28 protein-coding genes are annotated in these 25,172 nt (G+C 69.3%); 25 read left to right on the forward strand and 3 right to left on the reverse strand.

Features of this window, described 5'->3' with window-relative positions; all coding sequences use genetic code 11:
• Nucleotides 1-41: 41 nt before the first annotated feature.
• The 3 genes from ABD134_RS13370 to ABD134_RS13380 all read left to right on the forward strand — a co-directional run bounded on the left by ABD134_RS13370 (nucleotide 42) and on the right by ABD134_RS13380 (nucleotide 3,206).
• The gene (locus tag ABD134_RS13370; RefSeq protein ID WP_344230206.1) at nucleotides 42-845 is read left to right on the forward strand and encodes a hypothetical protein; all 804 of its coding nucleotides are present in this window, start codon (nucleotides 42-44) and stop codon (nucleotides 843-845) included.
• 50 nt (nucleotides 846-895) lie between these two features.
• Nucleotides 896-1,831, forward strand: coding sequence for a hypothetical protein (locus ABD134_RS13375; RefSeq protein ID WP_344230208.1), 936 nt, complete (start codon nucleotides 896-898; stop codon nucleotides 1,829-1,831).
• A gap of 82 nt (nucleotides 1,832-1,913) precedes the next feature.
• On the forward strand, nucleotides 1,914-3,206 hold the full coding sequence (locus tag ABD134_RS13380) for a hypothetical protein (protein ID WP_344230210.1): 1,293 nt from the start codon (nucleotides 1,914-1,916) through the stop codon (nucleotides 3,204-3,206).
• A gap of 36 nt (nucleotides 3,207-3,242) precedes the next feature.
• Here ABD134_RS13380 and flgL read toward each other — a convergent pair whose 3' ends face one another.
• The 3 genes from flgL to flgN form a co-directional block, all read right to left on the reverse strand.
• Entirely contained in the window at nucleotides 3,243-4,133 is an 891-nt protein-coding gene (flgL, locus tag ABD134_RS13385; protein ID WP_344230212.1) for a flagellar hook-associated protein FlgL, read from the reverse strand.
• Nucleotides 4,134-4,265: 132 nt separating this feature from the next.
• Nucleotides 4,266-5,660, reverse strand: coding sequence for a flagellar hook-associated protein FlgK (flgK, locus tag ABD134_RS13390; RefSeq protein ID WP_344230214.1), 1,395 nt, complete (start codon nucleotides 5,658-5,660; stop codon nucleotides 4,266-4,268).
• Nucleotides 5,661-5,680: 20 nt separating this feature from the next.
• Nucleotides 5,681-6,169, reverse strand: a complete 489-nt coding sequence (flgN, locus tag ABD134_RS13395) for a flagellar export chaperone FlgN (RefSeq protein ID WP_344230216.1) — start codon at nucleotides 6,167-6,169, stop codon at nucleotides 5,681-5,683.
• A 210-nt stretch (nucleotides 6,170-6,379) separates the two neighbouring features.
• On the opposite strand from flgN, the gene ABD134_RS13400 reads away from it, so the two are divergent.
• The 22 genes from ABD134_RS13400 (at nucleotide 6,380) to ABD134_RS13505 (ending at nucleotide 25,021) form a co-directional block, all read left to right on the forward strand.
• Nucleotides 6,380-7,168: a sigma-70 family RNA polymerase sigma factor gene (locus tag ABD134_RS13400; RefSeq protein WP_344230218.1), complete on the forward strand. Its 789-nt coding sequence runs from the start codon at nucleotides 6,380-6,382 to the stop codon at nucleotides 7,166-7,168.
• A 198-nt stretch (nucleotides 7,169-7,366) separates the two neighbouring features.
• Nucleotides 7,367-8,203 (forward strand): flagellin N-terminal helical domain-containing protein, encoded by an 837-nt coding sequence (locus ABD134_RS13405; protein ID WP_344230220.1) that lies wholly within the window; start codon nucleotides 7,367-7,369, stop codon nucleotides 8,201-8,203.
• Nucleotides 8,204-8,370: 167 nt separating this feature from the next.
• Nucleotides 8,371-9,723, forward strand: a complete 1,353-nt coding sequence (gene fliD / locus ABD134_RS13410; protein WP_344230222.1) for a flagellar filament capping protein FliD — start codon at nucleotides 8,371-8,373, stop codon at nucleotides 9,721-9,723.
• 69 nt (nucleotides 9,724-9,792) lie between these two features.
• A complete protein-coding gene (locus tag ABD134_RS13415) occupies nucleotides 9,793-10,173 on the forward strand; it encodes a flagellar export chaperone FliS (RefSeq protein WP_344230224.1) in 381 nt (126 codons plus the stop codon).
• Nucleotides 10,170-10,529: a hypothetical protein gene (locus ABD134_RS13420; RefSeq protein WP_344230226.1), complete on the forward strand. Its 360-nt coding sequence runs from the start codon at nucleotides 10,170-10,172 to the stop codon at nucleotides 10,527-10,529. The genes ABD134_RS13415 and ABD134_RS13420 overlap by 4 nt, the downstream gene beginning before the upstream one ends.
• Before the next feature lie 238 nt (nucleotides 10,530-10,767).
• Nucleotides 10,768-11,103, forward strand: a complete 336-nt coding sequence (locus ABD134_RS13425; RefSeq protein WP_344230228.1) for a flagellar basal body rod protein FlgB — start codon at nucleotides 10,768-10,770, stop codon at nucleotides 11,101-11,103.
• Nucleotides 11,103-11,498 carry a flagellar basal body rod protein FlgC gene (locus tag ABD134_RS13430; RefSeq protein ID WP_344230230.1) on the forward strand — a complete coding sequence of 132 codons (396 nt, stop codon included), beginning with the start codon at nucleotides 11,103-11,105 and terminating at the stop codon, nucleotides 11,496-11,498. Before ABD134_RS13425 ends, ABD134_RS13430 begins: the two co-directional genes overlap by 1 nt.
• Entirely contained in the window at nucleotides 11,498-11,902 is a 405-nt protein-coding gene (gene fliE, locus ABD134_RS13435; RefSeq protein WP_344230232.1) for a flagellar hook-basal body complex protein FliE, read from the forward strand. Before ABD134_RS13430 ends, fliE begins: the two co-directional genes overlap by 1 nt.
• Before the next feature lie 4 nt (nucleotides 11,903-11,906).
• Nucleotides 11,907-13,565 (forward strand): flagellar basal-body MS-ring/collar protein FliF, encoded by a 1,659-nt coding sequence (gene fliF, locus ABD134_RS13440; RefSeq protein ID WP_344230234.1) that lies wholly within the window; start codon nucleotides 11,907-11,909, stop codon nucleotides 13,563-13,565.
• Nucleotides 13,562-14,569, forward strand: coding sequence for a flagellar motor switch protein FliG (gene fliG / locus ABD134_RS13445; RefSeq protein ID WP_344230236.1), 1,008 nt, complete (start codon nucleotides 13,562-13,564; stop codon nucleotides 14,567-14,569). Before fliF ends, fliG begins: the two co-directional genes overlap by 4 nt.
• Entirely contained in the window at nucleotides 14,562-15,233 is a 672-nt protein-coding gene (locus tag ABD134_RS13450; protein WP_344230238.1) for a FliH/SctL family protein, read from the forward strand. Before fliG ends, ABD134_RS13450 begins: the two co-directional genes overlap by 8 nt.
• Nucleotides 15,230-16,603: a FliI/YscN family ATPase gene (locus tag ABD134_RS13455; protein ID WP_344230240.1), complete on the forward strand. Its 1,374-nt coding sequence runs from the start codon at nucleotides 15,230-15,232 to the stop codon at nucleotides 16,601-16,603. Before ABD134_RS13450 ends, ABD134_RS13455 begins: the two co-directional genes overlap by 4 nt.
• The gene (locus tag ABD134_RS13460) at nucleotides 16,603-17,061 is read left to right on the forward strand and encodes a flagellar FliJ family protein (protein ID WP_344230242.1); all 459 of its coding nucleotides are present in this window, start codon (nucleotides 16,603-16,605) and stop codon (nucleotides 17,059-17,061) included. The genes ABD134_RS13455 and ABD134_RS13460 overlap by 1 nt, the downstream gene beginning before the upstream one ends.
• On the forward strand, nucleotides 17,061-17,819 hold the full coding sequence (locus ABD134_RS13465; RefSeq protein WP_344230244.1) for a C40 family peptidase: 759 nt from the start codon (nucleotides 17,061-17,063) through the stop codon (nucleotides 17,817-17,819). Before ABD134_RS13460 ends, ABD134_RS13465 begins: the two co-directional genes overlap by 1 nt.
• Nucleotides 17,816-19,375, forward strand: coding sequence for a flagellar hook-length control protein FliK (locus tag ABD134_RS13470; RefSeq protein ID WP_344230246.1), 1,560 nt, complete (start codon nucleotides 17,816-17,818; stop codon nucleotides 19,373-19,375). Before ABD134_RS13465 ends, ABD134_RS13470 begins: the two co-directional genes overlap by 4 nt.
• A 122-nt stretch (nucleotides 19,376-19,497) precedes the next feature.
• Nucleotides 19,498-19,959 (forward strand): flagellar hook assembly protein FlgD, encoded by a 462-nt coding sequence (locus ABD134_RS13475; protein WP_344230248.1) that lies wholly within the window; start codon nucleotides 19,498-19,500, stop codon nucleotides 19,957-19,959.
• Between the two features lie 85 nt (nucleotides 19,960-20,044).
• On the forward strand, nucleotides 20,045-21,223 hold the full coding sequence (locus tag ABD134_RS13480; protein ID WP_344230250.1) for a flagellar hook protein FlgE: 1,179 nt from the start codon (nucleotides 20,045-20,047) through the stop codon (nucleotides 21,221-21,223).
• 36 nt (nucleotides 21,224-21,259) lie between these two features.
• Nucleotides 21,260-21,556: a flagellar FlbD family protein gene (locus tag ABD134_RS13485; protein ID WP_344230252.1), complete on the forward strand. Its 297-nt coding sequence runs from the start codon at nucleotides 21,260-21,262 to the stop codon at nucleotides 21,554-21,556.
• Nucleotides 21,557-21,559: 3 nt separating this feature from the next.
• Nucleotides 21,560-22,450 carry a motility protein A gene (locus tag ABD134_RS13490; RefSeq protein ID WP_344230254.1) on the forward strand — a complete coding sequence of 297 codons (891 nt, stop codon included), beginning with the start codon at nucleotides 21,560-21,562 and terminating at the stop codon, nucleotides 22,448-22,450.
• Nucleotides 22,451-23,284 (forward strand): flagellar motor protein MotB, encoded by an 834-nt coding sequence (locus ABD134_RS13495; protein ID WP_344230256.1) that lies wholly within the window; start codon nucleotides 22,451-22,453, stop codon nucleotides 23,282-23,284.
• Nucleotides 23,285-23,354: 70 nt separating this feature from the next.
• Nucleotides 23,355-24,302: a flagellar motor switch protein FliM gene (locus ABD134_RS13500; protein WP_344230258.1), complete on the forward strand. Its 948-nt coding sequence runs from the start codon at nucleotides 23,355-23,357 to the stop codon at nucleotides 24,300-24,302.
• Entirely contained in the window at nucleotides 24,299-25,021 is a 723-nt protein-coding gene (locus ABD134_RS13505; RefSeq protein ID WP_344230260.1) for a FliM/FliN family flagellar motor switch protein, read from the forward strand. The genes ABD134_RS13500 and ABD134_RS13505 overlap by 4 nt, the downstream gene beginning before the upstream one ends.
• Nucleotides 25,022-25,172 lie beyond the last annotated feature (151 nt).

A 25,172-nucleotide genomic window follows, 5' to 3' on the forward strand; every position in this document is an offset into this window, starting at 1 on the left:
GCCGCAAGGGGAGGGACCACGAGTCGGGTCAGGCACTGCTCATGCCCGTCCGGCTCGATTGGGGTGGCAATGACGCCCTGGTCCGGGTGGAGGGGCCAGATGAAGCCGAATATCCGTACCAGTGGACGGCTCACTCGATGGGTTGGTCTGATACGGGTGAGGTGGAACACCTGCATGAACGTCCGTCAAACATTCCTCCGCAGGCAGAAAATTCCTCGCGTGTCATGGGCTTGAACGCTATAGTTTCTGTCGGTAGTTATTCCGCCCCCGGGATCCACCGCTACACCGTCGACGGTCTCCATGACATCGTGCGCGCCGGCCGTCAATCCCAGTGGCAATTGCTGTTCAGTCTGGAACCGTTCGTCACTGCCACCGTTCACAAGGCCCACTCAGCAGTGAGCCACGAGATCGGCGAGCTCACCGGACGCGTTCAGTCTGTGCTGCACGAGACCGGGATCGAACAGGTGGTGAACGTCATGATGCTAGGGGATACGGCGATGGAATCAGCCGAAGGCGCCAGCGTGTCGCGCTTACTGGAGCAGTGTCTGCGTCCTGACCGCTTCGCGAAGGTGGATCCGCTGATGTACCTCAGCCGCAATCTGCGCCGCGACGCCGAGGACCACATCCGCCGCACCATCGGTGACCCCCGGGTCGGCCCCAAGGTCCGCCGCGTGGCAGCCCAGATGACCGGAGCAACCGTGGACGAGATCGTGGCGGCCTACCGCCTTGAGCACCCCCAGGACAAGCTGTCGACCGCGCGAGCCCAGGCTGCGCTGAATGTCGGATCCGACCCGATGGCACGGTCAGTGCTGATCGACCCGGAGACGAACAGGGGTGCCCGTTGACCACTGCCTGCACCTCTCACGGCACCGGTTCCTTCGTTGGAGCGACCCCCTTGAAGACCGATGTGATCATGCCGACGGACACCATTGTCACGCTGCCCGTCACCGCCGTGGCCCTGGAGGCAGACACGTCTGCGGCGGGCCTCGAGGCAACCCTGGAGGTCTCGGCCCTGGATCAGCTTCGGGTCATCGCCTGTGCCGTCTCCGCCCGTGAGCGCAGCAACCTCCGGGACGACTTCATCGCCTCTCGCCGCAAGCTATTTCGCCTGCTGGCCCACCGCCTGTGCCGCACCCTCGGCATGCCCTACGCCACCCATCGCGAGGATGTGGAACAACTCGTGGCACTGGAGGCCGTGACCTTCGTGGATGAACTCATCGCCGCCCCCATGCGGATCGGGGAGATCTCTAACTGGGAGGGGCTGCTCCACGTGAGGGCCCGCGCCGCGGTGCGCTCCTGGGCGGACCGCAACCTCTCCCCGGCGTCCGGAATGATCTCCCTGAGCCGCCGCGTGCGCCAACTCAATCAGTTGCGGGACGAGATGCGCGCCACCTCAGGCATGGAACCGACTGACCGTGAGGTCGAATCCGAGCACAATCGCCGTATGACCGCCACGCGCAAGGACGCCGCGAAGCAGGGAATGCTCGTCACTGCGGGCGAGTTCCACCTCGCGCGGCCCGCCGCGGACATCCACGATCTTGAGCTGACCGCCCTGACCTCCGAGGGCGGATTGCTGCACCCCACAGAGGGGCCGCAGCTCGTGGCCGCCGTGATCGCGAAGGCGAGGATGATCGGAGGGGTAACGGCCGACGTCGCTGCCTGCTGGCTGTCAGGAGTCTATGGCTCGGAGGGCGACCAGCGAGTGCTGACCACGCGCGAGGTGGCTGGACAACTGGACCTGCCGCAGGACTCGGCCGCCGCGCAGATCCGGAAAGTCCGCACCTTGGCCAAGCGTGTCCTGGCCGAGCAACTCGGCATCCACCACGCCTGACCGTCTTTTTTGCGCTGCTGATGTGACAAAGGTCACACAGTGAGATGATGCAAGAGACAAAAGTGCCGCACACACCTTGGTTGTGCGAGCAGAAAACCTTCAGACCGATACCGCGTGCCGGAACCTCATCGACCGATGGGCCGCCGGCCACCTGGGCGAACGCCAGGCCCGTCAAGAGATTGCCGGAGTCCTCACCGGATCCGGCATCTCCCACGAGGTCTCTCGGGAGTACCAGACCTGGCACTACGGGTTGGCCTCCGGGCCCCAGTTGAGTCAGGACGTGGCTGCGGAGTTCGACGAGTTCCTATTCCGACGCATCACGGAGGAGGGCCCGGAGGCCTTCTTCGACCTCGAGCGTGCCCGCAGCGCTTCGGTGACGGGATGGGCGCGCCAGACCCTCCGCGCCACCCGCAAGTCGGTGCTGCGCAACATCCACAACCGCACGGCGGCCCGCCAGGAGCTCGTGGCCCCGACCGGTGCCGAGGAGGGTCGGCACACCGCGGCCGCGCACGCCTTCACCCAGGCCCCGGCACCGGGTACCGGTGTGGAGGACACAGAGGTCGCTCAACGCATGATGCTGGAAGAGGCCACGGAGTGGTTGCGCTCCAAGGCCTCGCACCACCGCGGCATCGCGCGCACCGCGGCCGGCTCGGCGGCCCTGAGGTTCGCTTTCAACCTGCCGGAACCGGTCCGTCCCGAGGTGCGTGTCCGACGTCGCGCCCTGCCGATGCTCGAAGCCGACCCCAAGGCCGCGCACCGCTCCGCGCAGGCCATGCTCGCGTGTCTGAACCGCATCCACGGCTGGCAGGGCATGGTCGACGCCGCCGATCGGGACCTCCTGGCCCTGTGGGACGACTACTCCAAGGCCCAGCTGTTCGAGCTGGTCTCCCGGGACCCGGCGATCGCGCACACGCTGGCCGTGGAGGCATTGGCGGACCGTGCCCGTCCGGACCGCCCCTCGGTGCGGGCCTTCCGCGCCGCCGTCAAGGAGTTCGCGCCGGTGGTGAAGAACGGTCGCAAGCCTGCCGGTTGGCGCACCTGCGTCAATGCCGTGGTGGACGCGTTCCTCGCCGAGGAGTTCGAGGCCTTCTCCGCCTTCGACACGGCCGGCGCTGCCACCCACGAGGACAAGCTCGCCGAGCGTGAACAGACTCTGGTCGGCGCGTGGGACGCGTACCAGGCGATGGTCCGCTTCCCGGAGGCGCCGCTCGGCACCACCCACCAGGAGGTGCGGGACCGCCTGGACGGCCTCATCCGTGGCATCCTCGGTGCGGGCGTGGAGATCGGCGGCTCGCCCGCCGCATCCAGTTCCGGAATCTCGGGCACGACGCCGGCCGATTCCCTGGCGGGAGCGCGTCACCTCCGCGCCGTGTGAGCGCGGCGGACCTCACCCGTTCGCTACGTGGGCAGGTCAGCGGAGGTAATCGAGCAGCGAGGTCTGCAGCGCCTGGGCCGTGACGGCCAGTGCGGCATGGTAATTGAGCTGCTGCATCTGCAGTTCCACGGCCGACTCGGCCAGGTCCGCCTCCTCCGTGGAGGTGCGGGTGGCCTCCAGCTCGGTGAGCTGGGTGCGGACGGCCTCCAGGGTGCGCCCCACCGTGGCGTGGCGGGCACCGGACGTGGTGAGGGCGTCGGACATCAGCTGGCGTGACGACTCCAGGGTGCCGATGGACCCGGAGAGATCGCCGCCGGAGCGCAGAGTGGCGGAGAGCTGAGTCAGCGCGTCGAACACGGAATTCCCGACCGGACCGAAGGCGGATTCGCCGGGGACGTCCACCTGGATGGTGGTGTTGTTTGAGATGCGGCGCTCCACGGTGGCGCCGTCCGTGCCGTTCCACGTCAGAGGGTTGTCCGTGTAGGCCGCGCTCTCTGCGGAGGTGCCGGCGAAGACGTTGCGGCCGAGGATCTGGGTGTTGGCCAGGGATAGCAGCTCGGAGCGCAGCTGGTCCACCTCAGCGGCGCTGGCGTCCCGGCCGGCCTGGTTCACCGTTCCGTTGGCCGCGGCCAGGGTCAGGTCCTGAATGCGGGTCATGATGTCCAGCCCGGATTGCAGGGCCGAATCCGCCGTCCGCATCCACGTGTCCGCATTCTGCAGGTTGCGCTCGTACTGCGTGGTGCGGGCGATCTCGGCGCGGGCCGTCATGGCGGTGCGGGTGCCGGCAGGATCGTCCGAGGGGCGCGAGATGGCCTGGCGGGAGGCGGCCTTGGTCTGCAGTTCGGCCAGGGACTTGGCTGAGTCCTGCAGGTTGGCGCGCATCGTGGCGGCCGTCATGGATGAGGTCACGCGGTTCATCATGGTCATCTCACCTTCCTTCCGGGGCGGTCACCCTCAGTCATCAGTACAACCATCTTGATCTTTCACCTTGTTCTCACGGGGTTGTCAGGTGGTTCCTCCCCGGTCCGAACCGGTGGTTCCGCCGGGAGGCGGCCGGGCTCAGCGGCCCACCAGCCCCACGCGGTTGATCAGGGTGTCCAGCATCTCGTCCACCGCGGTCAGCACACGGGCCGAGGCCTGATAGGCGTGTTGGAAGGTCACCAGGTTCACGGCCTCCTCGTCCCGGTCCACCGAGGCCAGTGACTGCTGCGACGCCCGTGCCGAGGACTCGGTGCCCACGGACAGGCTCAGTCCGTTCAGCGCGCTGCGTGAGGAGGCGCCGACGCCGGAGACGAAGCCGGTCCAGCCGCTCGAGACAGCGGTGCCGAGGCCGCTGATGGTATCGGCCACAGAACCGTCCAGGGCGCCCTGATCGACTCCGGCGTGCGCGATCTGCGCCGAATCTGTGATGTCCACCGTCAGCGAATTGGCGGTGCCGGTGAAGGAGAAGAACGCCCCGCCCGGTGTGCCGGAACCGGTGAAACCGGACTGGTGCACGGTGTTGGTGCCCTCGGCGATCGACCGGGCCAGATCGTCGTACCCCTGCATCGCGACTGCGAGGGGACCGTCGGCGGACAGGACGGACAAGCGGCCGGCGAGGGAGCCGCCGTCGACCCCGGCCGAAGCCGGCGTGCCGGTGCCCAGCCGGTGGGTCCAGGCGACCGTGGTGGGCTCGCCGGGGGCGGAGCCGGCCACCACTGTCAGGGTTTGGTGGCTTTCGCCGGAAACGAGTGCATTGCCGCCCACCAGGAATTCGCCGGTGCCGTCCGCGGCGGGACGGAGCTGGCCGCCGGTGAGGGCGGAGAGCTGCTCGGCGATCCGGTCGCGGGAGTCCAGCAGTTCGTTGGTGGATCCGCCGGCGGCCCCCGTGCTGCGGATGGCGCCGTTGACCACGGCGAGCTGGCCGGCCAGGGCGTTGACCTGGTCCACCTCAGCGCGCAGCTCGTTGCCGTGCGCGGTGTACTGGTCCTTGAGCTTCTGCACGTCGGCGCCGAGGCGCCCGGCCAGGGACGCCGCGGCCTCGAGCAGGGCGGTTCCGGCACCGACGTCACCGGGGTCATTGGCCACATCCTGCCATGCGGAGTGATAGGCGTTGACGGCGGAGGAGACGGAGTGGTCCCCGGGCTCGCGCAGGACATCCTCGATCCCGGAGTAGGCCTCGGCGCGGATCTGCTGGAAGCTGGTCTGCGCCACGGCTCCGCGGACCTGGCGGTTGATCAGCTCGGAGGCGGAGCGGCCGATCCCGGCCACCTCCACGCCCTGGCCGGCGCCGGTGACGTTCGGGAACAGACCGTTGGAGTGCACGCCCGGCAGGGCCTGCAGCTGCGCCGACTGGCGGGTGTAGCCGACCGTGCCGGCGTTGGCCGTGTTCTGCGCGGTGACGGCGATCTGCGCGCGAGCGGCCTCGAGGCCCCGCGCAGCGGTGTTCAGCGAGTGGAAGGTGCTCAGTCCCATGGTGTTCCTCTGCCTGCCGTTCAGCCCTGGCGGTCGATGATGGCCGCGCCCGATGTGGGGGCGGCGGAGCCCGCGGCCGTGTAGGTGACGGCGGGGCCGGCCTGCTGTCCGGCCTCCTGCAGGGAGATGTTGGCGGCCTTGAGGAACCGTGCGTTCTCCTCGGAGACGGTGCGGATCTCCTCGGCCAGGGACACGATGGCCGCGTGGTGGTCCTGGAGGATGCCGGCCCACGGCCCCTCGGCGGGGGCGGCGGCCACCAGCTCACGCAGGGTGGGGGAGCCGTCCGTGGTCATGCCCCACAGCTGCGCGAGCGAGGCGGAGAGCACGTCCACGGTCAGCTGCGTGGTGGAGAGCTGGTTCTTCAGCGCCTCGATCTCAGAGGTGCAGCGGCCCAGCCAGCGGGATTCGCCGTTGGTGACAAGCAGGCGTTGCGTGGTGAATTTGTACAGCAGGTTCTCCAGAATGCCGCGCTCGCGCCACAGCTCGTTGGACAGCTCGTCTGCTTCCATGCTCATACCTTTCACGCCGCCGGCGGACGCCGGTGGGACTACTGGAGTCCCTTCGCTGACCTTGTTATCGGTACACATGGACCAACTATTCACCCCCGGCCGAAGATTTCTGCGCATGTCTCTTCCGTGGGTGCCTTCGGGCACCTGCGGGGCGCGTCAGCGAGGTCCCTCTATACACAGCATGACAGCAGCGATGAAGGGTAGCCGGGCATGAGAGCAGCACGGAACGACCTGGTGGAGCAGAACATCCCACTGGTCGGCTACGCGGTGTCTGAGATGCATCACAAGTACCCCATGGTGGAGAGGGATGAGATGGTGTCCGTGGGCCTCGAGGGTCTCATCCTCGCCGCGGACACCTGGGATCCCGACGCCGGCACCCAGTTCTCCACGTGGGCCCACCTGAAGATCCGGTGGGCCATCCAGGAGTTCCTGCAGCAGCTCGACTGGATGGGACGCCGCGGCCGGGATAAGGCCAAGCGGCTGGACAAGGCCCGCGCGCAGCTGACCCATTCGCTGGGGCGCGTTCCAGAGGAGGCAGAACTGGCGGTGGCCCTGGGGGTTCCGGTGAAGGACCTACGGACCATGGTGGCCGAGGGGTCCAAATCCCAGACGCCTTTGGACGACTCCTTGAGTGACTTCCTCGCCTCCCCGGAGGACAGCCCCGAGAAGCAGGTGCTGGACGCGGAGAAGAGCCTTCTGCTGCATCGGGCAGTGGAGGCCCTGCCCGACCGGACGCGCCAGGTGGTTCAGATGCACTACTTCCAGGGCTTGGCCCAGGGGGAGGTGGCCGCAGAGCTGGGTGTGTCGGACGCCACCGTGTCCAAAGAGAAGAAGAAGGGGCTGGCGTTGTTGCAGGATGTGCTCGGCGCTGCTCTGTCCGTCACCCCGGCGGCCCCCGTTGCCGCGACGGTGCCGGCGGCGGGACGAGAGCAATTCCTGGCCGCCGCGGGAACGTCGATGCGAGGTGGGATCGTGCCGCAAGTCCGCCGCTTCGCCTAGCCACCAACGGCGATTCTGCCCAGTCACAGTGATCGTCCGTGTGGCTCGGCTGGAAGCCTGTAACAGGACGATCGCAGGATCAGAAAAAGTTCCAACCGGAATGAAAAAAATTCCACGCCGTGCCGATAAGGCTGGTGTCGGGTCCGCAGGAATGGGTCCGCGGACCAGAACCCCGAACATTGCACCAAGGAGAATGACATGACCGTCATCAACACCAACGTCGCCGCCAACAACACCTACCGGATGATGAGCATCGCCTCGGAAGAGAAGGCCTCCTCTATGGAGAAGCTGTCCTCCGGTCTGCGCATCAACCGCGCCGCTGACGACGCCGCCGGCCTGTCCATCGCCGAGGGCCTCCGCTCCCAGGCCAACGGCCTTGAGGTTGCCGCCCGCAATATCGGCGATGCGATCTCCCTGGCCCAGACCGCCGAAGGTGGCCTGTCCGCCGCTCACGACATCCTGCAGCGAGTGCGCGATCTCGCCGTCCAGGCCGGTAACGATACCCTCAACGGGGCGGCCCGCACCGCCATCACCACCGAGGTCACCCAGTTGACCGAGGAACTGACGCGCATGGCGGCCTCGATCAACTTCAATGACGCCACACTGCTCGACGGCACCGCATCCTTCTCCTTCCAGGTGGGTGCCAACGGTGGTACGGATGCTGCCACCAGCAATGACACCATTGCCTTGACGGTGGCCACTAACCTCGGCGAACTTGCCACGACCATCGATGAGCTTGATTTCTTGTCCGCTGACGGTGCCGCCGCTGCCATCACCGCCCTTGATACCGCCATCACCGGCGTCTCTTCGGACCGTTCCAACATCGGTGCCGTGCAGAACCGCCTCGAGCACACCCTGAAGCACGTCAACGTGACCGCCGAGAACCTGACCAACGCCGAGTCCAACATCCGCGACGTGGACATGGCCAAGGAGATCGTGAAGCAGTCCGCCGCCAACATCAAGGAGCAGGCCTCCCAGGCCATGCTGGCGCAGGCTAACCAGGCCTCGCAGAACGTCCTGCAGCTGCTCCGCTGATCCTGGTAGCCACGGCACGCTGGCGCAGCACCTGAGACCGAGGGGCGGTCACCACCGGAGAGCATCCGGTGGCGGCCGCCCTTCGGGACGGAGCCGAAGCGCCACACGGACTGGTCCCATCTCAGGGGGACCACCGCGCAGACTTCGACGAGGAACGGACAGGGACCATGGCAGGCATCAGCTTCGACGGACTGGCCTCCGGACTGAACACCACCGAGCTCATCGGCGCCCTGATCTCCGTGGAGCGGGTCCCGGTGACCCTCATGGAGAACAAGCTCGCCGAGAATGAGGCCCGGATCTCCGGCCTGCGGGCCCTCAACGCCCAAATCGCCTCCCTGGCAGAACTGGCGCAGGAGTACTCGAACGCCGCTGCGTTCCGCCCCGCGACCGGCACCTCGACCAGCCAGAACGTCACGGTCACCGTGAACGACGGCGCCACCCCGGCTTCCCTGAACCTCCGGGTGGATGCCGCGGCCTCCCAGCAATCGGGCGTTTCCGCGCCACTCTCAGGCTGGAACGGCGAGACCCTGACCATCACCCGCGCCGACGGCACCACCGCAGACGTCACGGGGGACAGCCTCACCTCTCTGGTCGACGCCGTCAACGGCGATCCGGAACTCGGCGTGGACGCCACTCTGGTCAAGGCCGGCGCCGACGCCGAGGGCAACACCCTCTACCGCCTGCAGCTGACCAGCCGGGACACCGGCGCCGAGGCCGCCTTCACAGCCACCGCCAGCGGCACCGACCTGTTCGGCACCGGGGGAGCGATCACCTCCACCGCTGCCGACGCCCAGATCACCCTCTTCCCCGGCACCGGCGCGGAACAGGTCGTCACCTCGGCCACCAACGACTTCACGGCCCTGGCCACCGGGGTCTCTGTGACCGTCTCCGCGAAGGCGGTCGGAGAGACCGTCACGGCCACCGCCGCCAACGATCCGACGGCCGCCACCGAACGGGCTGAGAAACTGCTGAACCAGATCAACGGCCTGCTGAACGCCATCGGCTCCGTGACCACCGTGACGCCGGGATCCGGCAGCTCAGGGTCCACCACCAGCGCGGGCATGTTCGTGGGCGACTCCACGGTCCGGTCCATCAATGACAAGATCTTCGGCGCGGCAGTCCGCACCGAGGACGGCACCTCCCAGGCCTGGTTCGGTGTTCAGCCCGACCGCTTCGGACGGCTGGAGATCGACACCGCGAAACTGAAGCAGGCCCTCACCGAGGACCCGGCCGCCGTCGGGTCCGCCCTGGCCTCGCTGGCCGGACGCGTCCAGGAAGCCGCCAGCTCGATTTCGGACAAGTACGACGGCATCCTCACGAAGTCCATCGAATCCCGGGTCACCGAGAATCAGCGCACCCAGACCAGCATCGACTCGGCGCTGCGCCGGTTGGAGATACGAGAGACCACTCTGCGCGCCCAATTCACGGCCATGGAAGTCGCCCTGGCCAAGGCCGACTCGCTCCAGAGCTACCTGTCCGGCCAGATCAATACGTACAACGCCGCGGCCAACCAGAAGTAGCCCCTCGCCAGCAGCCCCGGCACTAGACCCGTCCTCATCCAGTCCCACCCAGAATCCGCAGGAGCACGCATGTTGGGCACCACTCAGCGCAACCCCATCGAGGAGATGCGGCGCCGCGAGCTGATGACCGCCACCCCGGCCCAGCTCACCGTCAAACTCTTCCAGCGCCTCATCCTGGACCTGCACCGCGCCGCCGCGGACCTGCAGCAGGGTCAGGCCGGCACTGCCAGCCGCCACCTGGTCCACGCCCAGTCGATCCTGTCCGAGCTGGATGGCACCCTCGATGTCAACGCGTGGTCCGGTGCCGCCGACCTCAAATCGGTCTACGCGTTCTGTCTCCAGACCATCGCCGCAGCCAACCAGAACTCGGATGCCCAGGCAGTGCTGCGCGCCATCGAGCTGCTGACCCCTGTCTCCGAGGCGTTCGAACAGGCAGCCAAGACGGCATGAGCCTCACGGCCCCCTTTCGCCGCAATTCGATTGCCGTGACCTCCGCGAATGCCACCCGCGAGTCCGTCCTCGCGGATCTCGCCTGGGAGACCCTGGCCAACGACCTCGAGGAATGGCTCGACGCCGGCCACCCGACCTCGTTGTCCGAAGCACTGGACGCGCGGCCCGCCGGCAACCCGCCGGCCCACCTGGAACGCCGGATAGCGAACTTGACCACCCGGCTCTCCGTGGCCCTGCGGGAGATGCGCACCGAGCAGGACGGCATCGCCCAGTCCCTCAAGGCGACGGCCCAGGCCAAGCGCGCCACCCAGCCGGGCCGCGGCTCCACCGCCTCCTACCTGGACACCGGCGCCTGACCGCGCGCCGGAACCCGCCGGCGTCGTGTTCCGGCACCGGTCCTGATCCCGGACGAGCCGTCTGCAACGCAAAACGTGCACCCATCCCGCACCTCCCCGCATAGGGACTTCCGAGCGTCCGGAAACGAAACCGGCCGCCCGCGTCCGCCGTTCTGCGCATGTCCTCTAGTGCATGCAGGAACAACGAGTGCACTCACGGGCCCGCACCCCCACACGGGCCCAGGGGAAGGGGAAACGGATGTCTGTCACGGTCAACGCGCTGGAGTCGGCGCTCGATGGGCTGGCGGCGCGCCAGCGTGCCATCGCGAACAACCTGGCCAACGTCAACACGCCGCAGTTCCAGGCAACCAGGGTCCAGTTCGAACAGCAGCTCGCCCACTCGATCGCTGCCGGAGACGGCCGGGTCTCCGCTACGGAGCAACCCTCCCTCGAGCCCACCCGCCTGAACGGCAACAACGTCAACGCGGACACCGAGGTGCTCTCCAACGAGGCCACAGTGCTGAGTTACCAATTTGCCTCCCAGGCCATCAAGTCCAAGCTCTCCGGGGTCTCCACCGCTGCGAGGACCTCCTGATGCCCAGTTTCGAAGCGATCGGCATCGCCGGAACCTCCATGTCCGCCAACCGCCGCTGGATCGACGCCACGGCGGACAACATGGCCAACATCAACACCGTCACCAACGCGGACGGAGACGCCTTCCAGGCCCGCTACCTCGAGGTCGCCCCGGCCGCCGCCGGCCAGGGCGTCCAGGTCACGAACGTGCAGTACGGGGACGCCGAGGGCCTCCTCTCCTACGAGCCCGACCACCCCGAGGCCAACGAGGACGGCTACATCCGCCGCCCGGACATCGACATGGGTGTGGAGATGGGCAACCTCATCATGGCCCAGCGCTCCTACTCCCTGGCCTCCCAGGTCGTGGACAAAGCCAAGACGGTCTACCAGGCCGGCATCGAGATCGGACGAAACTGATGCCCTTGGATTCCATCGGCTCCATCGGAGCTATCGCGACTATGCCAGTCCTGCCTGCGGTCAACCCGACCAGCCCGACGTCGGCCGCACTGCCCGGTGTGCTGCCCGCGGGCCTCGAATCCGCCACCGGCGTGGGCGGCCCACTCGGCACCACCGCGATCTCGGCCCCCTCCGAGGCGCAGGCCGGATCCTTCGGGTCCCAGCTCGCCGGCCAGGTCGACTCCCTGCAGACCCTGCAGGGCGAGCGGGACACCCTGTCCCTGCAGGCGGTCACCGGCGACTTGGAGGACATCCATAAGGCCACGATCGCCGCGGCGGAGGCCTCGGCCACCATGGACCTGATGGTGGCGATGCGCAACAGCGGACTGCAGGCCTTCAACGAGCTCATGAGAATCCAGGCCTGAACTCATGAGCTCCAATACCGCCTCCGCCCTGCCCTCGGCGCGCACGTCCGGCCCCGCCGGCTGGTTGCACGGGATCGGGGACAAACTCTCCGAGATGCCGCTGGGCCAGCGCATCATCGCCTCCCTGCTGGCCGTCGCCCTGGTGGCCGGAGGCATCTTCGCCGCCCTCCAGCTCGCCAAGCCCACCTTGGCCCCGCTGTTCACCGGCCTGTCCTCCACGGATGCGGCCGCTGTGGTGGAGCAGCTGAACTCTGCCGGTGTGGAGTACGAGCTCCAGGATGGCGGGACCACCATCCTGGTGCCGGACGAGGCCGTCTACGACCAGCGTCTGTCCGCGGCCGCAGCCGGGCTGCCGTCGGGTGGTGGCACCGGCTACAGCCTGCTCGACGAGGTCGGCATCACGTCCTCCGAGTTCCAGCAGGACACCACCTACAAGCGCGCCCTGGAAGGCGAGCTCGCCGCGACCATCAGCCAGATGGACGGGGTGGAGCAGGCCTCGGTCAAGCTCGCGATGCCGGCGGAGACCGTCTTCGCCTCGGAGCAGGGCACGCCCACCGCCTCCGTGTTCGTCTCCAGCCCCCGCGGCGACTTGAACAACCAGCAGGTGCAGGCCATCGTCCACCTGGCCTCGGCCTCCGTGGAAGGCATGGAGCCCACCGACGTGGCCGTCGTGGACTCCACCGGCAAGGTCCTCTCCGCCGTCGGCGAGGGGCTGGTGGACCTGACCGGTGGGGACGGGGAGCGCTCCGCCGCCGTCACCGCCAACGTGCAGAAGGTGCTGGACAACCTGGTGGGGGCGGGCAACTCGACCGTCGCCGCCACCGTGGCGACCACCCGGTCCACCTCTGAGATGGTGTCCGAGCAGTTCTCCACCCCCGAGGGCGGCGTCCAGGCACTCACCGAGCAGACCTCCAGCGAGGACTACACCGGGGGTGGCGCCCCGGCCGGCACCGGCGTGCTCGGCCCGGACAACGTGGCCAACACGGGTGCGAACACCGCTGGCTCCGGGGAGTTCACCTCTGAATCCGACGCCCGGACCAATGCCGTGGACAAGACCACCACATCCACCACGACGCCGGCCGGTGACGTCGAGCGCCAGACAGTCGCCGTGGCGGTGGATGCGGCCGCCGCCGGCGGCCTGACCAACGAACAGATCATCGGACTGGTGTCCACCGCCGCCGGGATCGACGAGGTCCGCGGGGACACGGTCACCGTGGAGATCATCCCGTTCTCCACCGCCGGTGCCGCCGAGGCCCAGCAGGCGATCGAGGCAGCGGAGGCAGCCGAGGCGGCCGCCGCCCAGGACGCGCTGATCCGGGACGTGATCATCTACGGCCTCGTCGCCGCGATGTTGCTGGTCGGCTTCGTAGTGTGGATGATCCTGCGCCGCCGCCGGACCGTGGAGACCCTCGAGGACCTCGGTGAGACCGCTCCGGCACCAGCCGTGCTGGACCGTTCCACCGGTCCGGACACCGGGCAGATGCCCGTGATCATGCCGGAGCCCGCCACGCAGGCGCTGTCCGCGGTGCCGCCCCCGGTGGCGCCCGCCCTACTGCCTGAGGGCCCCAGTGCGTCACAGAAGGTGCACCACGCCGCCCAGACGGACCCGGCGAAGACCGCCGAGATGATGCGGGCCATGATGGAAGCGAAGGAGCTGGCATGAAGGACGTCAAGCTGACCGGCGTGCAGAAGGTCGCCGTGCTCCTGATGGACCTGGACCCCGTGGTCGCCTCCGAGGTGATGTCCCACTTCAACGAGGACGAGGCCCAGGAGGTCTCCGCGGAGATCATGCGGATGAAGAGCGCCGATCCGGACACTGTGGACTTCGTCATGGCGGAGCTGGCCACCATGGTCGACTCCGGCCGGACGCCGGCCCGGGGCGGGGCCCACCTGGCCCGCCGGCTCATCTCCGGCGCCTTCGGCGAGGACAAGGCCGGGGACGTCATGGAACGCGCCGCCGGCGTGCTGGCCGGCAAGGCCTTCGAGTTCCTGGACACCATGGACGCCACCCAGATCCTCGCGCTCATCCACGAGGAGACCCCGCAGATCCAGGCCGTGGTGCTCTCCAACCTGGACCCGCGCACGGCCTCGGCCGTGCTCTCCGGACTGGACGAGCCGGTCCGCAACGGGGTGGCCTTCCGGATCGCCACCATGGGGACCCCCAGCACCGAGGCCGTGCGTGTCACGGCCGAGATCCTCAAGTCCCGTGTCTCCTCGGTGGCGACCGCCCGTGAACAGGCCTCCATCGGCGGCGTGCAGTCACTCGTGGAGATCGTCAACCGGGCGGACAGTGCCACCGAACGGGGCGTCCTGGAGTACATGGCCGCCACCGACCCGGAGCTCGGCGCCGAGGTGCGGAACCTTATGTTCACCTTCGCCGACCTCCTTCGGCTGGACGACCACTCCCTGCAGATGGTGTTGCGTTCCATCCGCATGGACGTGCTGGCCCGGGCCCTTCGTGGCGCGAACCCCGCCCTGGAGCAGAAGATCCGGCGGAACATGTCCTCGCGCAACGTGGTGGCCCTCAACGAGGAGTCCTCCTCCGTCTCCAAGCTGCGCACGTCGGAGGTCGAGGAGGCCCGCGGCGAGGTGGTCCGCGAGGTCCGGGCCCTGGAAGCCGCCGGGGAGCTGAACCTCTCGAAGCAGGAGGAGGACGAGTATGTCTGAGTCATTGGCTGCCCCTCGCCCGGGCTTCGAACACCACACCGGGCTCCGGTCCCTGCGCATCTCCGAGTACCACGCGGTCCCCGTGTCCGTGGTCTCCTCACCCGTGGTGGACGCGGCCGTGATCGAGGGCCGTTCCCGCGGCTACGTGGACGGCCTCCAAGCCGCCCAGGGCCACGCCGACGCCCTCGAGACCACCCGCCAGGCCGAGCACGAACGGCTGGTGCGGACCACCACCGAACGGACCGAGCAGGCCCTGGCCTCCCTGGGCCACGCTGCGGCCCAGCTCACCGCGTCCATGGTCCATGCCCTGGACGCGGCCGAGGACACCGTCTTCGACATCGCCTGCCAGGTCGCCGAGATCATCCTCGACGCCGAACTCTCCGAGGCCTCCGTGGCCGCCCGCTCCGCCATCCACCGCGCCCTGACCGCCAGGACGCCCTCCCCGGTGCACACCATCCGCCTGCACCCCGACGCGGTGCGCGCGGCGACCACCGCCGCCCCGGTGCCGGCCGGCGTCGAGCTGGTGGCCGATCCGGCCCTGCAGCCCGGCGGGGCCGTGGCCGTGTACCGGGACGGCTGGCTCGAGGCCGGGGTGGAGGACGCCCTGGCGCGGGTCCGCAGCTACGCGTCCGGGGTGCGTCATGACGGTGGGGCAGACCGATGACCGTCACCCTCTCCACCGCGGAACTGTCCGCGCACCTGGACCGCCACGTCGCCTCGATCCGCCGCCTGGCCGCCCCGGTGGCCTGCGGGACCGTCGTCTCCTCGCAGGGACTGCGCGCCACCATCGGCGGGCTCGCGGTCGCCGTCGGGGACGTGGTGACCGTGGGCGAGGGCCCGGACGGCCTCGGCGGTGTGGACGCCGAGGTGGTGGCCGTGAACCGCACCGAGGCCACCGTGATGCCGCTCGCCGACGGCTGGGCCCCCTTCGCCGGTGCCCCTGTGGCACGCTCGCACCGTGGGGGCCAGATCCCCGTGGGCGACGGACTCATCGGCCGCGTCATCGACGGCCTCGGCCGGCCGATCGACGGCAAGGGACCGCTCACCGGGGTCCGGTCCGTCCCCGTGCAGAACTCCGCCCCGAGGGCCCTGGACCGCGCCCGCGTGGACGCACAGATCGGCACCGGGGTGCGCGCCGTGGACACCTTCACCGCCCTGGGACGCGGCCAGCGGATCGGCCTGTTCGCCGGCTCCGGCGTGGGCAAATCATCCCTGCTGTCCATGTTCGCCCGCGGCACGGACGCCGAGGTCTCCGTGATCGCCCTCGTGGGCGAACGCGGTCGCGAGGTGCGCGGTTTCCTCGAGGACGACCTGGGCCCGGAGGGTCTGGCCCGGTCGGTGGTGGTGGTGGCCACCGGAGACGAACCGGCCATGATGCGCCGCAAGGCCGCCTTCACCGCCACCCGGATCGCCGAGCAGTTCCGGGACGAGGGCCGCCACGCCGTGCTGATGATGGACTCGCTGACGCGCGTGGCCATGGCCCAGCGCGAGATCGGGCTGTCCGCGGGCGAGCCGCCGGCCACGCGGGGTTACCCGCCGTCCACGTTCTCCCTGCTGGCCCAGCTGCTGGAGCGCGCCGGCACGGACCGGGCCGGCTCCGTCACCGGCATCTACACCGTGCTGGTGGACGGTGACGACCACAACGACCCGGTGGCGGACTCCGCCCGTTCCATCCTGGACGGGCACCTCGTGCTGGACCGTGCCCTGGCGGTGGCCGGGCACTTCCCGTCCATCGACGTGCTGGCCTCCATCTCCCGCGTGGCCTCGGCCGTGACCGGGGCCACGGACAAGGTGAACATCACCTCGGTGCGCCGGGCCATGGCCGAACAGCGGGACGTGCAGGACCTGGTCGACGTGGGCGCCTACGTCCCCGGCACCCGGCCCCTGGCCGACGCCGCGCTGGCCGCCCAAGACGAGATCAACGGATTCCTGCGCCAGGACATGGACGACTCCACCGCACTGACCGAGGCCTGGGCCCGGCTGGGACGGCTCGTCGCGGTGCTGGACGTCGATCCCGCCGGGAGGGTCGCCTGATGGCCGCCTTCAAGCTCTCCTCCCTGCTCAAGGTCCGCCGCATCCAGGAGGACCAGGCCGCGGCCGGGCTCCACCAGGCCCGGATCACGGCCCGCGGCGTGCAACGCCGTGCCGCCGACGAGCGTGAACTGCTCGAGGACCTCGGCGGGCAGAGCGTGCTGGCCGCCGCCGGCATCGCCCGGGCGAGCGCCGCCCGCCAGCTCTCCGAGATCAGAGCCACCCAGCAGGTGGCCGACGGTGAGGTGGACGCCGCGGAGAAGGCCCTCATGCTCGCCCGGCAGGCCCGCCGCAGCGCCGAACTGCTCAAAGAACGCCACGACGCCACGATGCGGGCGCTCGACTCCCGCGCCGAACAACAGCTGCTCGACGAACTCGTCTCGGCCCAGCACCACCGAGATCGCGAGAACCGTGAGGACCGCCATGAGACTGTCCGAGACGTGAAGGAGGGGGAGTCCTGATGCCGATGGCCGTGATTGAAGCGCGCATGGCGCAGATCGAGTCGAACCTCCAGGCGCTGTCCCCGCACCGGTCCTTCGCCGGCAGCGTGGGCCGGCCCGGCGGAGCCAGCACAACCGGCGTGAGCGGTGCGGGCGGGATCATCGGATCCACCACGGGGGGCCTCCCTGGCGCCGACACCGCAGCAGCTGCGGACGGCTTCTCCGCGGCGCTCGAGGAGGCCCTCGGCGCCGCTACGGGTCCTGACTCCGCGCCGGGATCCGACGCCGTCTCGTCCGCCGGCGTCACCCGTGCGGGCGGCGCCTCCAGGGGCACCGCTGCCGGGACCGCGTTCGGCACCACCATTGTCGAGACTGCCGAGAAGTACCTCGGTACCCCCTACGTGTGGGGCGGCAACTCCCCGTCGCAGGGCTTCGACTGCTCCGGCCTGGTCAAGTACGTCATGAATGAACTCGGCGTGGACATGCCCCGCGTCGCACGGGACCAGGCCAAGGTCGGCACCGAGGTTGCCTCGCTCGCCGAGGCCCAGCCCGGCGACCTGCTCGGCATGCGCAATGGCAGCCACATCGCCATCTACCTGGGCGACAACAAGATCCTGCACGCGCCGCAGCCCGGCGAGAACGTATCCATCCGTTCGCTGTTCTCGTGGGACGACATCGACACCATCCGGCGCGTGGTTCCTGCTGGCGGATCCGGTTCCGCCTCCCAGTCCGGTTCCACGCGCGCCGCCTTCGAACAGCTGGCAGGTGCCTCGGAATGATCGGCTCACCGTTGATCTCACTCATCCCCGGCCCGACGCCGGATCCGGCCCGCTCGCTGTCCGGTGCCGGCCCCGGCTCCGCAGCCTCTCGTGCCGGCGGTGCCGGTTCCGCGAGCTTGGCCGGTGCGGATGCGTCCGGGCCCCGCTTCGCGGATCACCTGCGCGACGCCTCCGGCAGCAGGGCTGACCCGACCTCCGACGGGGCCGGTGAGGGCACCGACGCCACCTCCTTCCTGCCGCCGGACTACACCCCGGAGCGCACAGGCCGCGAGTACTCCCGGCCCGTCTCCCTGGACGGAGTGCGTTCCGCGGAGGACGCCGGCCCGGGAGATGCCGGTCAGGCCGACCAGGCCGGCGCGCCTGCCGGGGCTAGCGTCGAGACCAGCGCCGAGACCCGTGCTGCGACCGCAGCAGAAACGATCCACGCCGTCGTGCCGGAATCCTCTGATGCCGATGTCGATGCCGATGCCGCTGCCGGTGTGGCGGGGTCCGCTGCCGGCGGACCGGGCAGCGCTGGTGCCACCGTCGCTGGCGCCCCGGGTGCGGCTGACATGGGCACGTCCGGGATCTCCGGCATCTCGGGCGGTACTGCGGCGGGGGCAGGGACCGTCCCCGGTGCCACCTCCACGTCCGCGGGGTCAGGGGCGGCTACGGGGTCGGACGCCGTCATCGTCACCGGCACTCAGAACCCCTCCAGCACGGTATTCAATCCGCTGCAGAACCCGGCCCACGGGTCCCCACAGTCGGCGGTGCAGACCCCGGGGTCCCCCGTCTCATCTTCGTCCTTCTCGTCCTTCTCGTCCTCCTCGTCGTCCTGGGTGGCCGGTACGCCGTCCACGGGAGAGCCTGCCGTGGCCGGCGCCACCGCCGGAACTGCCACCGCCGGAACCTCCACTGCCGGCGCCTCCACGGCCACCGGAACCGCCGCCAACGCCACCCCTGGCACCGCCCACGCCACTGTGCAGGCCGCGGCCGCCACCCTTCCGGCCGCCGCGGGCACCCAGGCCCCCGCCGTCGTTCCCGCTCCGTCCTCCGCGGGGGCCACGCCGGCCCCGGCCGTGCGCGCGTGGACCGTCCAGCAGCTCTCCACCCCCGTGGTGCAGGCCGCCGGACGGGCGGTCAGCCTGTCGAACGGCACCCACCTGGCCACGGTCCGCATCAGTCCCGAGGCCCTCGGTCCGGTGACCATCGAGGCCACCAGCCGGGACGGCGTCGTGCGCCTGGAGATGACGGCCGCCACCGAGGCCGGGCGGGAGAACCTGCGCGCCGTCCTGGGCGAATTGCGCCGGGAACTGGCCGGAGCCCAGGCGGGAGCGAGCTTGGACCTGTCCGCTGGTTCCTCCGGACACCGCGATGCGAACGCCGCCGGACCGGGCCCCGGGCCATCATCCGGGGGCCGCGGCGGCGACGGGAAGGACCAGGAGGACGACGGCGTCGGGAACACCCCGGGCGGGGCTACCGTCCTCGGTTCCGACCCCGCAGAACCCCTCACCGCCGGCGCCGCACTGGACGCCGGACCGCAGGACGGGACGGGCGGGCTCGATGTCTACGCCTGAACCGGATCCCGACGCATAGGGACACCGGACCACCCCCGGGCCACGGCTCAGGAACTCTCAGCGCACCCGAACCGAACACCGCATCGACGACCGAATCGACCACCGAACCGCAGGAGCCACGGATGCCAGACCCGATCACCCCGGCAGCCACCGGCGCATCCACCGTCACCCTGGATGCCGCCCGCCAGGCGCGTGCGACCGCCACCGGGCCGGCTCAGGAGATGAACGAAGAGGTGTTCCTCAAGCTGCTGGTGACGCAGCTGCAGAACCAGGACCCGTCCTCGCCCATGGACACCAACCAGATGGTGTCCCAGGCCGCACAGCTGTCCATGACCGAGACCCTCAACGGCATCTCCAAGACCCTGCAGACCCAGAGCGCCGCCAGCTCCATGTCCACGGCGGCCGTCCTGATCGGTCAGGACGTCGAGTGGAGGGACGCCAGCACCGGGGAAGTCTCCACTGGCACCGTGACCGGCGCCCTGTTCCAGAACGGGGAGACCCGGTTGGAGATCGAGGGATCCGAGACGACCGTGACGCTGTCGCAGATCAGCGCGCTCGGGGCCAAGCCCACAACCGACGACTAGACACCCCGCCCCAACAGGCATCAGACCCAACCACACCAGGCATCAGACCCCACCACACCAGGCAACACACCAGGAAGGCACCACCATGCTCCGTTCACTGAACACCGGCGTCTCCGGCATGAGTGCGCACCAGCAGATGCTGGATGTCACCGCCAACAACATCGCCAACGTCAACACCACCGGCTACAAGGCCGCCACCGTCACCTTCCAGGACACCCTGTCCCAGATGGCTCAGAACGCCGGCGCCCCGGGCACCGGACTCGGTGGCACCAACCCCGCCCAGGTAGGACTCGGTGTGCGCACGGCCGCCATCACCACCGACCACGGTGTCGGCTCCATGATGTCCACCGGCAAGGCCACGGACCTGATGATCGGCGGCGAGGGCTACTTCGTGGTTTCCAAGGGCGGTGAGCAGCTCTACACCCGCGCCGGCTCCTTCAATCTGGACGCTGCGGGCAACCTGGTGACCCCGGACGGCGCGCAGCTCAACGGCTGGGTCGCCGGCCCCGACGGCACCGTTCAGCCCGGTGGCGCCGCCGTGCCGCTGAGCATCGATGCCCTGGCCACGTCGCCGGCCCGTGCCACCACGTCCGCGGAGATGGGTGGCAACCTGCCCAACGAGGCCGCGGCCGGTGACACCCGCGTGCGTGAGGTGACCGTGCGCGACGGCGCCGGCAACCCGCGTTCGCTGACCCTGACCTTCACCCGCACCGCCGGTGGCTGGGGTGTCTCCGGCCAGGACGCCAACGGAGCCACCGGCACCGGCACCGTGGCCTTCAACGCCCAGGGCCAGCAGACCGGCACCAGCTCCCTGAACGTCGGCGGGATCACCGTGGACCTGTCCGCGCTGACCGGGTACGCCGGCATGGACACCTCGGCCTTCACTGGCCAGGATGGCGCTTCCGCCGGCACCATCGTGGGCTTCTCCATCGCCCAGGACGGCACCATCAACGGCACCTTCTCCAATGGTGACCTGCGCGCCGTGGGCCAGGTCGCCATCGCTTCCTTCGCCAACCCCGCCGGTCTGGAGAAGGCCGGGTCCTCCGCCTTCCGCGCCACCGCCAACTCCGGCGAACCCGCCCTCGGAGTCCCCGGCGACGACGGCTTCGGCGCCCTGGCCGCCGGCACCCTGGAGGGCTCCAACACGGACCTCGCCAAGGAGTTCACGAACCTGATCATGGCCCAGCGCGGCTTCCAGGCCTCCGCCCGCATCGTGACCACCTCGGACGAGGTCCTGTCCGAGCTGACCAACCTGAAGCGCTAGCGGCCACGCCGCCGGCAGCCACCGAAAGGACCAGCCATGATCCTCTTGACCACCCTGCGCGGCGAACGCTTCGGGCTCAATCCCGACCTCGTGGAGGAGATCCGCGCCAACGGCGCGAACTGCGTGGTCACCATGATCACCGGCCGGTCCCACACCGCCCGGGAGGACATCGACACCGTCCAGGAGATCCTCCACGACCACCGGGTGGACCTGCTGCGGCAGGCCTCCCACCCGCCCGCAGAATCCGGCGAGCAGCCAGGCCGACCCGAGCACCCCTGGCATCATCCGGACCACCCCGATTACCTCACGCCCGTCCCCGACAAGGAGCACTGAGCCGTGGACCCCTTGATGATCATCGGCATCATCGCCGCCTTCGCCTCCCTCTTCGTCATGGTGATCATGGAGGGCGGTTCCATCTCCTCCCTGTTCATCGTGGCGCCCATGATCATCGTGTTCGGCGGCACCATCGCCGTCTCGCTGATGGGAACCACACTGGGAGACCTGAAAAACGTCGGCAAGGTCTTCGGCTGGGCCTTCAAGGGGCGGGTCCGCCCGCCGCGGGAGGTGATCGAGGAGATCTCATCCCTCTCCGCCAAGGCCCGCGGCGGCTCCCTGCTGGAGCTCGAGGCCGAGGCGGAGAAGACAGGGGACCCGCTCATCCGCTCGGCCATCACCGGGCTGGCGGACGGACTGGACTCCGATGCCCTCGGTGACCTGCTCGAGGCTCAGAAGAACACCCGGCGCGACGAGGTCATGTCCGTGTCCAACTGGTTCTCCCAGATGGGCGGCTATGCCCCGACCATCGGCATCGTGGGAACCGTGGCCTCGCTGATCCACGTCATGGAGAACCTGGCGGAGCCGGAGAACATCGGTCACATGATCGCCGCGGCCTTCGTGGCCACCCTGTGGGGCCTGCTCACCGCCAACTTCTTCTGGCACCCGATCGCCACCCGCATCCGGCGGCTGTGCGAGCTCGAGCAGTCCAACCTGGAACTCGTGGTGGAGGGCGCGCTGGCCATCCAGTCCGGTCTGAACTCCACCGCCCTCAGCGACCGTCTGCACGCTTTGGTTCCGGACTATCGGCTCGCTCAGGGCGGCAAGGGCAAGGCCAAGGACGCCGCGGATCACGACGGCGGCGGCGCCGGTCCCAGCTCCACGCGCCTTGGCACCGGCTCGACCACCGGCAAGGGAAAGTCTGGCAAGTCCGGGAAGTCGAAGGCCGCGTAGATGTCCCGCCGACGCAAAGGGAAGGGGGCGCCACACGCCCCCGAGATGGACGAACGCTGGGCCGTGTCCTACCTGGACATGATGACCGTGCTGTTCCTGACCTTCGTGGTGCTGTTCTCCATGTCCTCGATCGACGCGGGCAAGTACGAACAGCTCAAGAACTCCCTCGCCCAGGGCTTCGGTCAGGAGGAGACCGAGCTGAACGACCTCAACTCCGGGATCGATGCGATGGAGCCCGGCCCCGAGGCCGTGGACGCCGTGGAGTCCTCCGGCGAGATGGCCAAACCACAGCCCCCGCAGACGGCTGCTGAGAAGCTTGAGGACATCCAGGCCGGCGTGCAGGCCAACCTAACCCGCGCCGGCCAGGATTCGGCCGTGGAGTTCACCCATGCGAACGGCGCCCTGGTGATCCGCATCCTCTCCGGAGAGACCATGTTCACCCCGGATGACGCCAGCCTGTCCGATTCCGCCACCGATCTGCTGGCCGGGATCACCCCGGTGATCGAGGCTGAGGGAGGGAGCGTGGTCGTGGAGGGTCATGCCGACTACCGCCAGCCGTTGAACTATGAGACCAACTGGGAGCTCTCAGCCGACCGCGCGGTGCAGGTCGTGCGGCACATGGTGGACGCCCAGGGGTTCTCGGGGGAGAAGGCCTCGGCCACCGGTTTCGGCTCCACCCGACCGATCGAGGGGCAGAGGGACATGCTGGACCGGAATCGTCGCGTGGACATCGTGGTGGAAACCCAAGATGACGCCGGTGCAGACGCGGGAGCCGGGACCTCCGGTGCCTCCGGTGCGGCGACGCCGGGAGATCCGGACAGCGACGAAACGTGACGGCCGGCCTCCAGACCTCGGCATAGGGAACTGCGAGAACACGCCGCAACCCGCCGAAGAGGAGGCACCGATGGGCCTAGAGGACCTCAGCGCGGACGACATCATCGACCCGCTGACCGGCCAGTCCGTCGCCGCCGGGGAGATGGCGGCGTCCGCGCACTACCTTCCCTACGATTTCCAGCGTCCCACCACGCTGGCGCGCGAGCATTCGCGCATCCTGGACGTGGCCTGTGACACCTTCGCGCGCCAGTGGTCCTCGCAGATGACCACTCGACTGCGCACCAAGACCGCGGTGACCCCCGTGCTCACGGTGCTGGCCACCTATGACACCTACACCGCCTCCCTGCCCGCGACGACCTGCATGATGCTGCTGCACTTCGCCGGCACGGAGACCCGGGGCATCGTCCAGATGCCGATCGAGACGGCCGCCGACTGGGTGTCCCGCATGCTCGGCTCCGACGGCGAGTCCCTGCCCGCCCACCGCGATCTCACCGGCACCGAGATCGGCGTCCTCCGCCGCACCATGTCTGGGGTCATGGAGGATCTGGCGTACTCCTTCACCGGCGTGCTGGACGCGGCGCCCGTGCTGGAACTGGGCGTGCACTACAACCCCGGTTTCGCCCAGGCGGCAGCACCCACCGATCTGATGATCGTGGCCGCCTTCGTGGTGACGACCGGGTCCGGGGCCCCGGAGAGCTTCACCCTGACCCTGCCCGCGGACGTCATCCTGCCCCGGCTGGGCTCCTCCAATCCCGTGGACACGGACCAAGACGCGCCGCGCCTGGCCATGGAACAGCTCACCGCCACCCCCGTGGAGATGCGCCTGGAGACCAACGCCCTCACGATCAACTCCATGGATCTGCTGAAACTGGCCGTGGGGGACATCCTGCCCCTGACCCACACCTCGAACCGTCCCTTCAACCTCACCGTGGACGGCCAGCACCTGGCCACCGCCGTGGACGTGGTGGACGGATCCCGCAAGTACATGAAGATCGTTGAAACGGAGTTGGACCAGTGACCGAAGCGAACGCCGCGCTGCCCCGCATGGACACCGTCACCAAGATCGTGTCCGCCACCGCCGCCGCCCTGCCGCTGGCCGGACAGATCGAGACCCGCAACGCCACCGCGGCGGAACAGCTGCCCGCCACCGGCCAGCCGCTGGTCTTCCGCTCCGTCGGCTGGCCCGGCTCCATGGTCATCGGCCTGACCGCCGCCGCCCAGCTGCCCGACCTCGTGGCCGACGACCCCGGCTCAGCCCTCAAGCCCGCCGTGGACTCCGGCCTGTCCACCGCCGGCGCCGTGGGCCCTTCCTCCGTGGAGCCCGCCATGGCCGGCAGCAATCCCTTCGCCGCCTCGCTGGGCGAGTCCGCTCCGCAGCTGTTCGTGGTGACCGTGGACGGCGTCGACGCCCTGGTGCTGGCCGTCCGCGAGGGCGCCACCTACGAGCGTCCCTCACGGAACACCACGGTGGACGAGGACTTCCTGCGCAACGTCCACCGCATCCGCGGCGTGGACATGGAGCTGTCCGTGGTCATCGGCCGCACCACCCTGACGGTGGCCGAGCTGCTGCGCATCAAGCCCGGTCAGGTCCTCGAACTGGACCGTGCGGCCGGCGCCCCGGCGGATGTGCTGGTCAACGGCCGTCTGCTGGCCTCCGGGGAGGTCGTGGTCCAGGACCTGGACTTCGCCGTGAAGATCACCTCCATCCGGGACGAGAACGCCGAGGTCCTGGGCTGACATGGGTTTCGGCCAGATCCTGCAGGTGGTCCTGTCCCTGGGCATCGTCGCCCTGGCGCTCTACCTCTCCGCCCGGGTGGCAGACCGTGACCCGGAGCTGGCGGGCCTGGTCGGCCATGCCGCCGGTCGAGGCGTGATGGTGCGGTGGGCG

This window comes from Citricoccus alkalitolerans (assembly GCF_039528175.1).
Lineage (GTDB): Bacteria > Actinomycetota > Actinomycetes > Actinomycetales > Micrococcaceae > Citricoccus > Citricoccus alkalitolerans.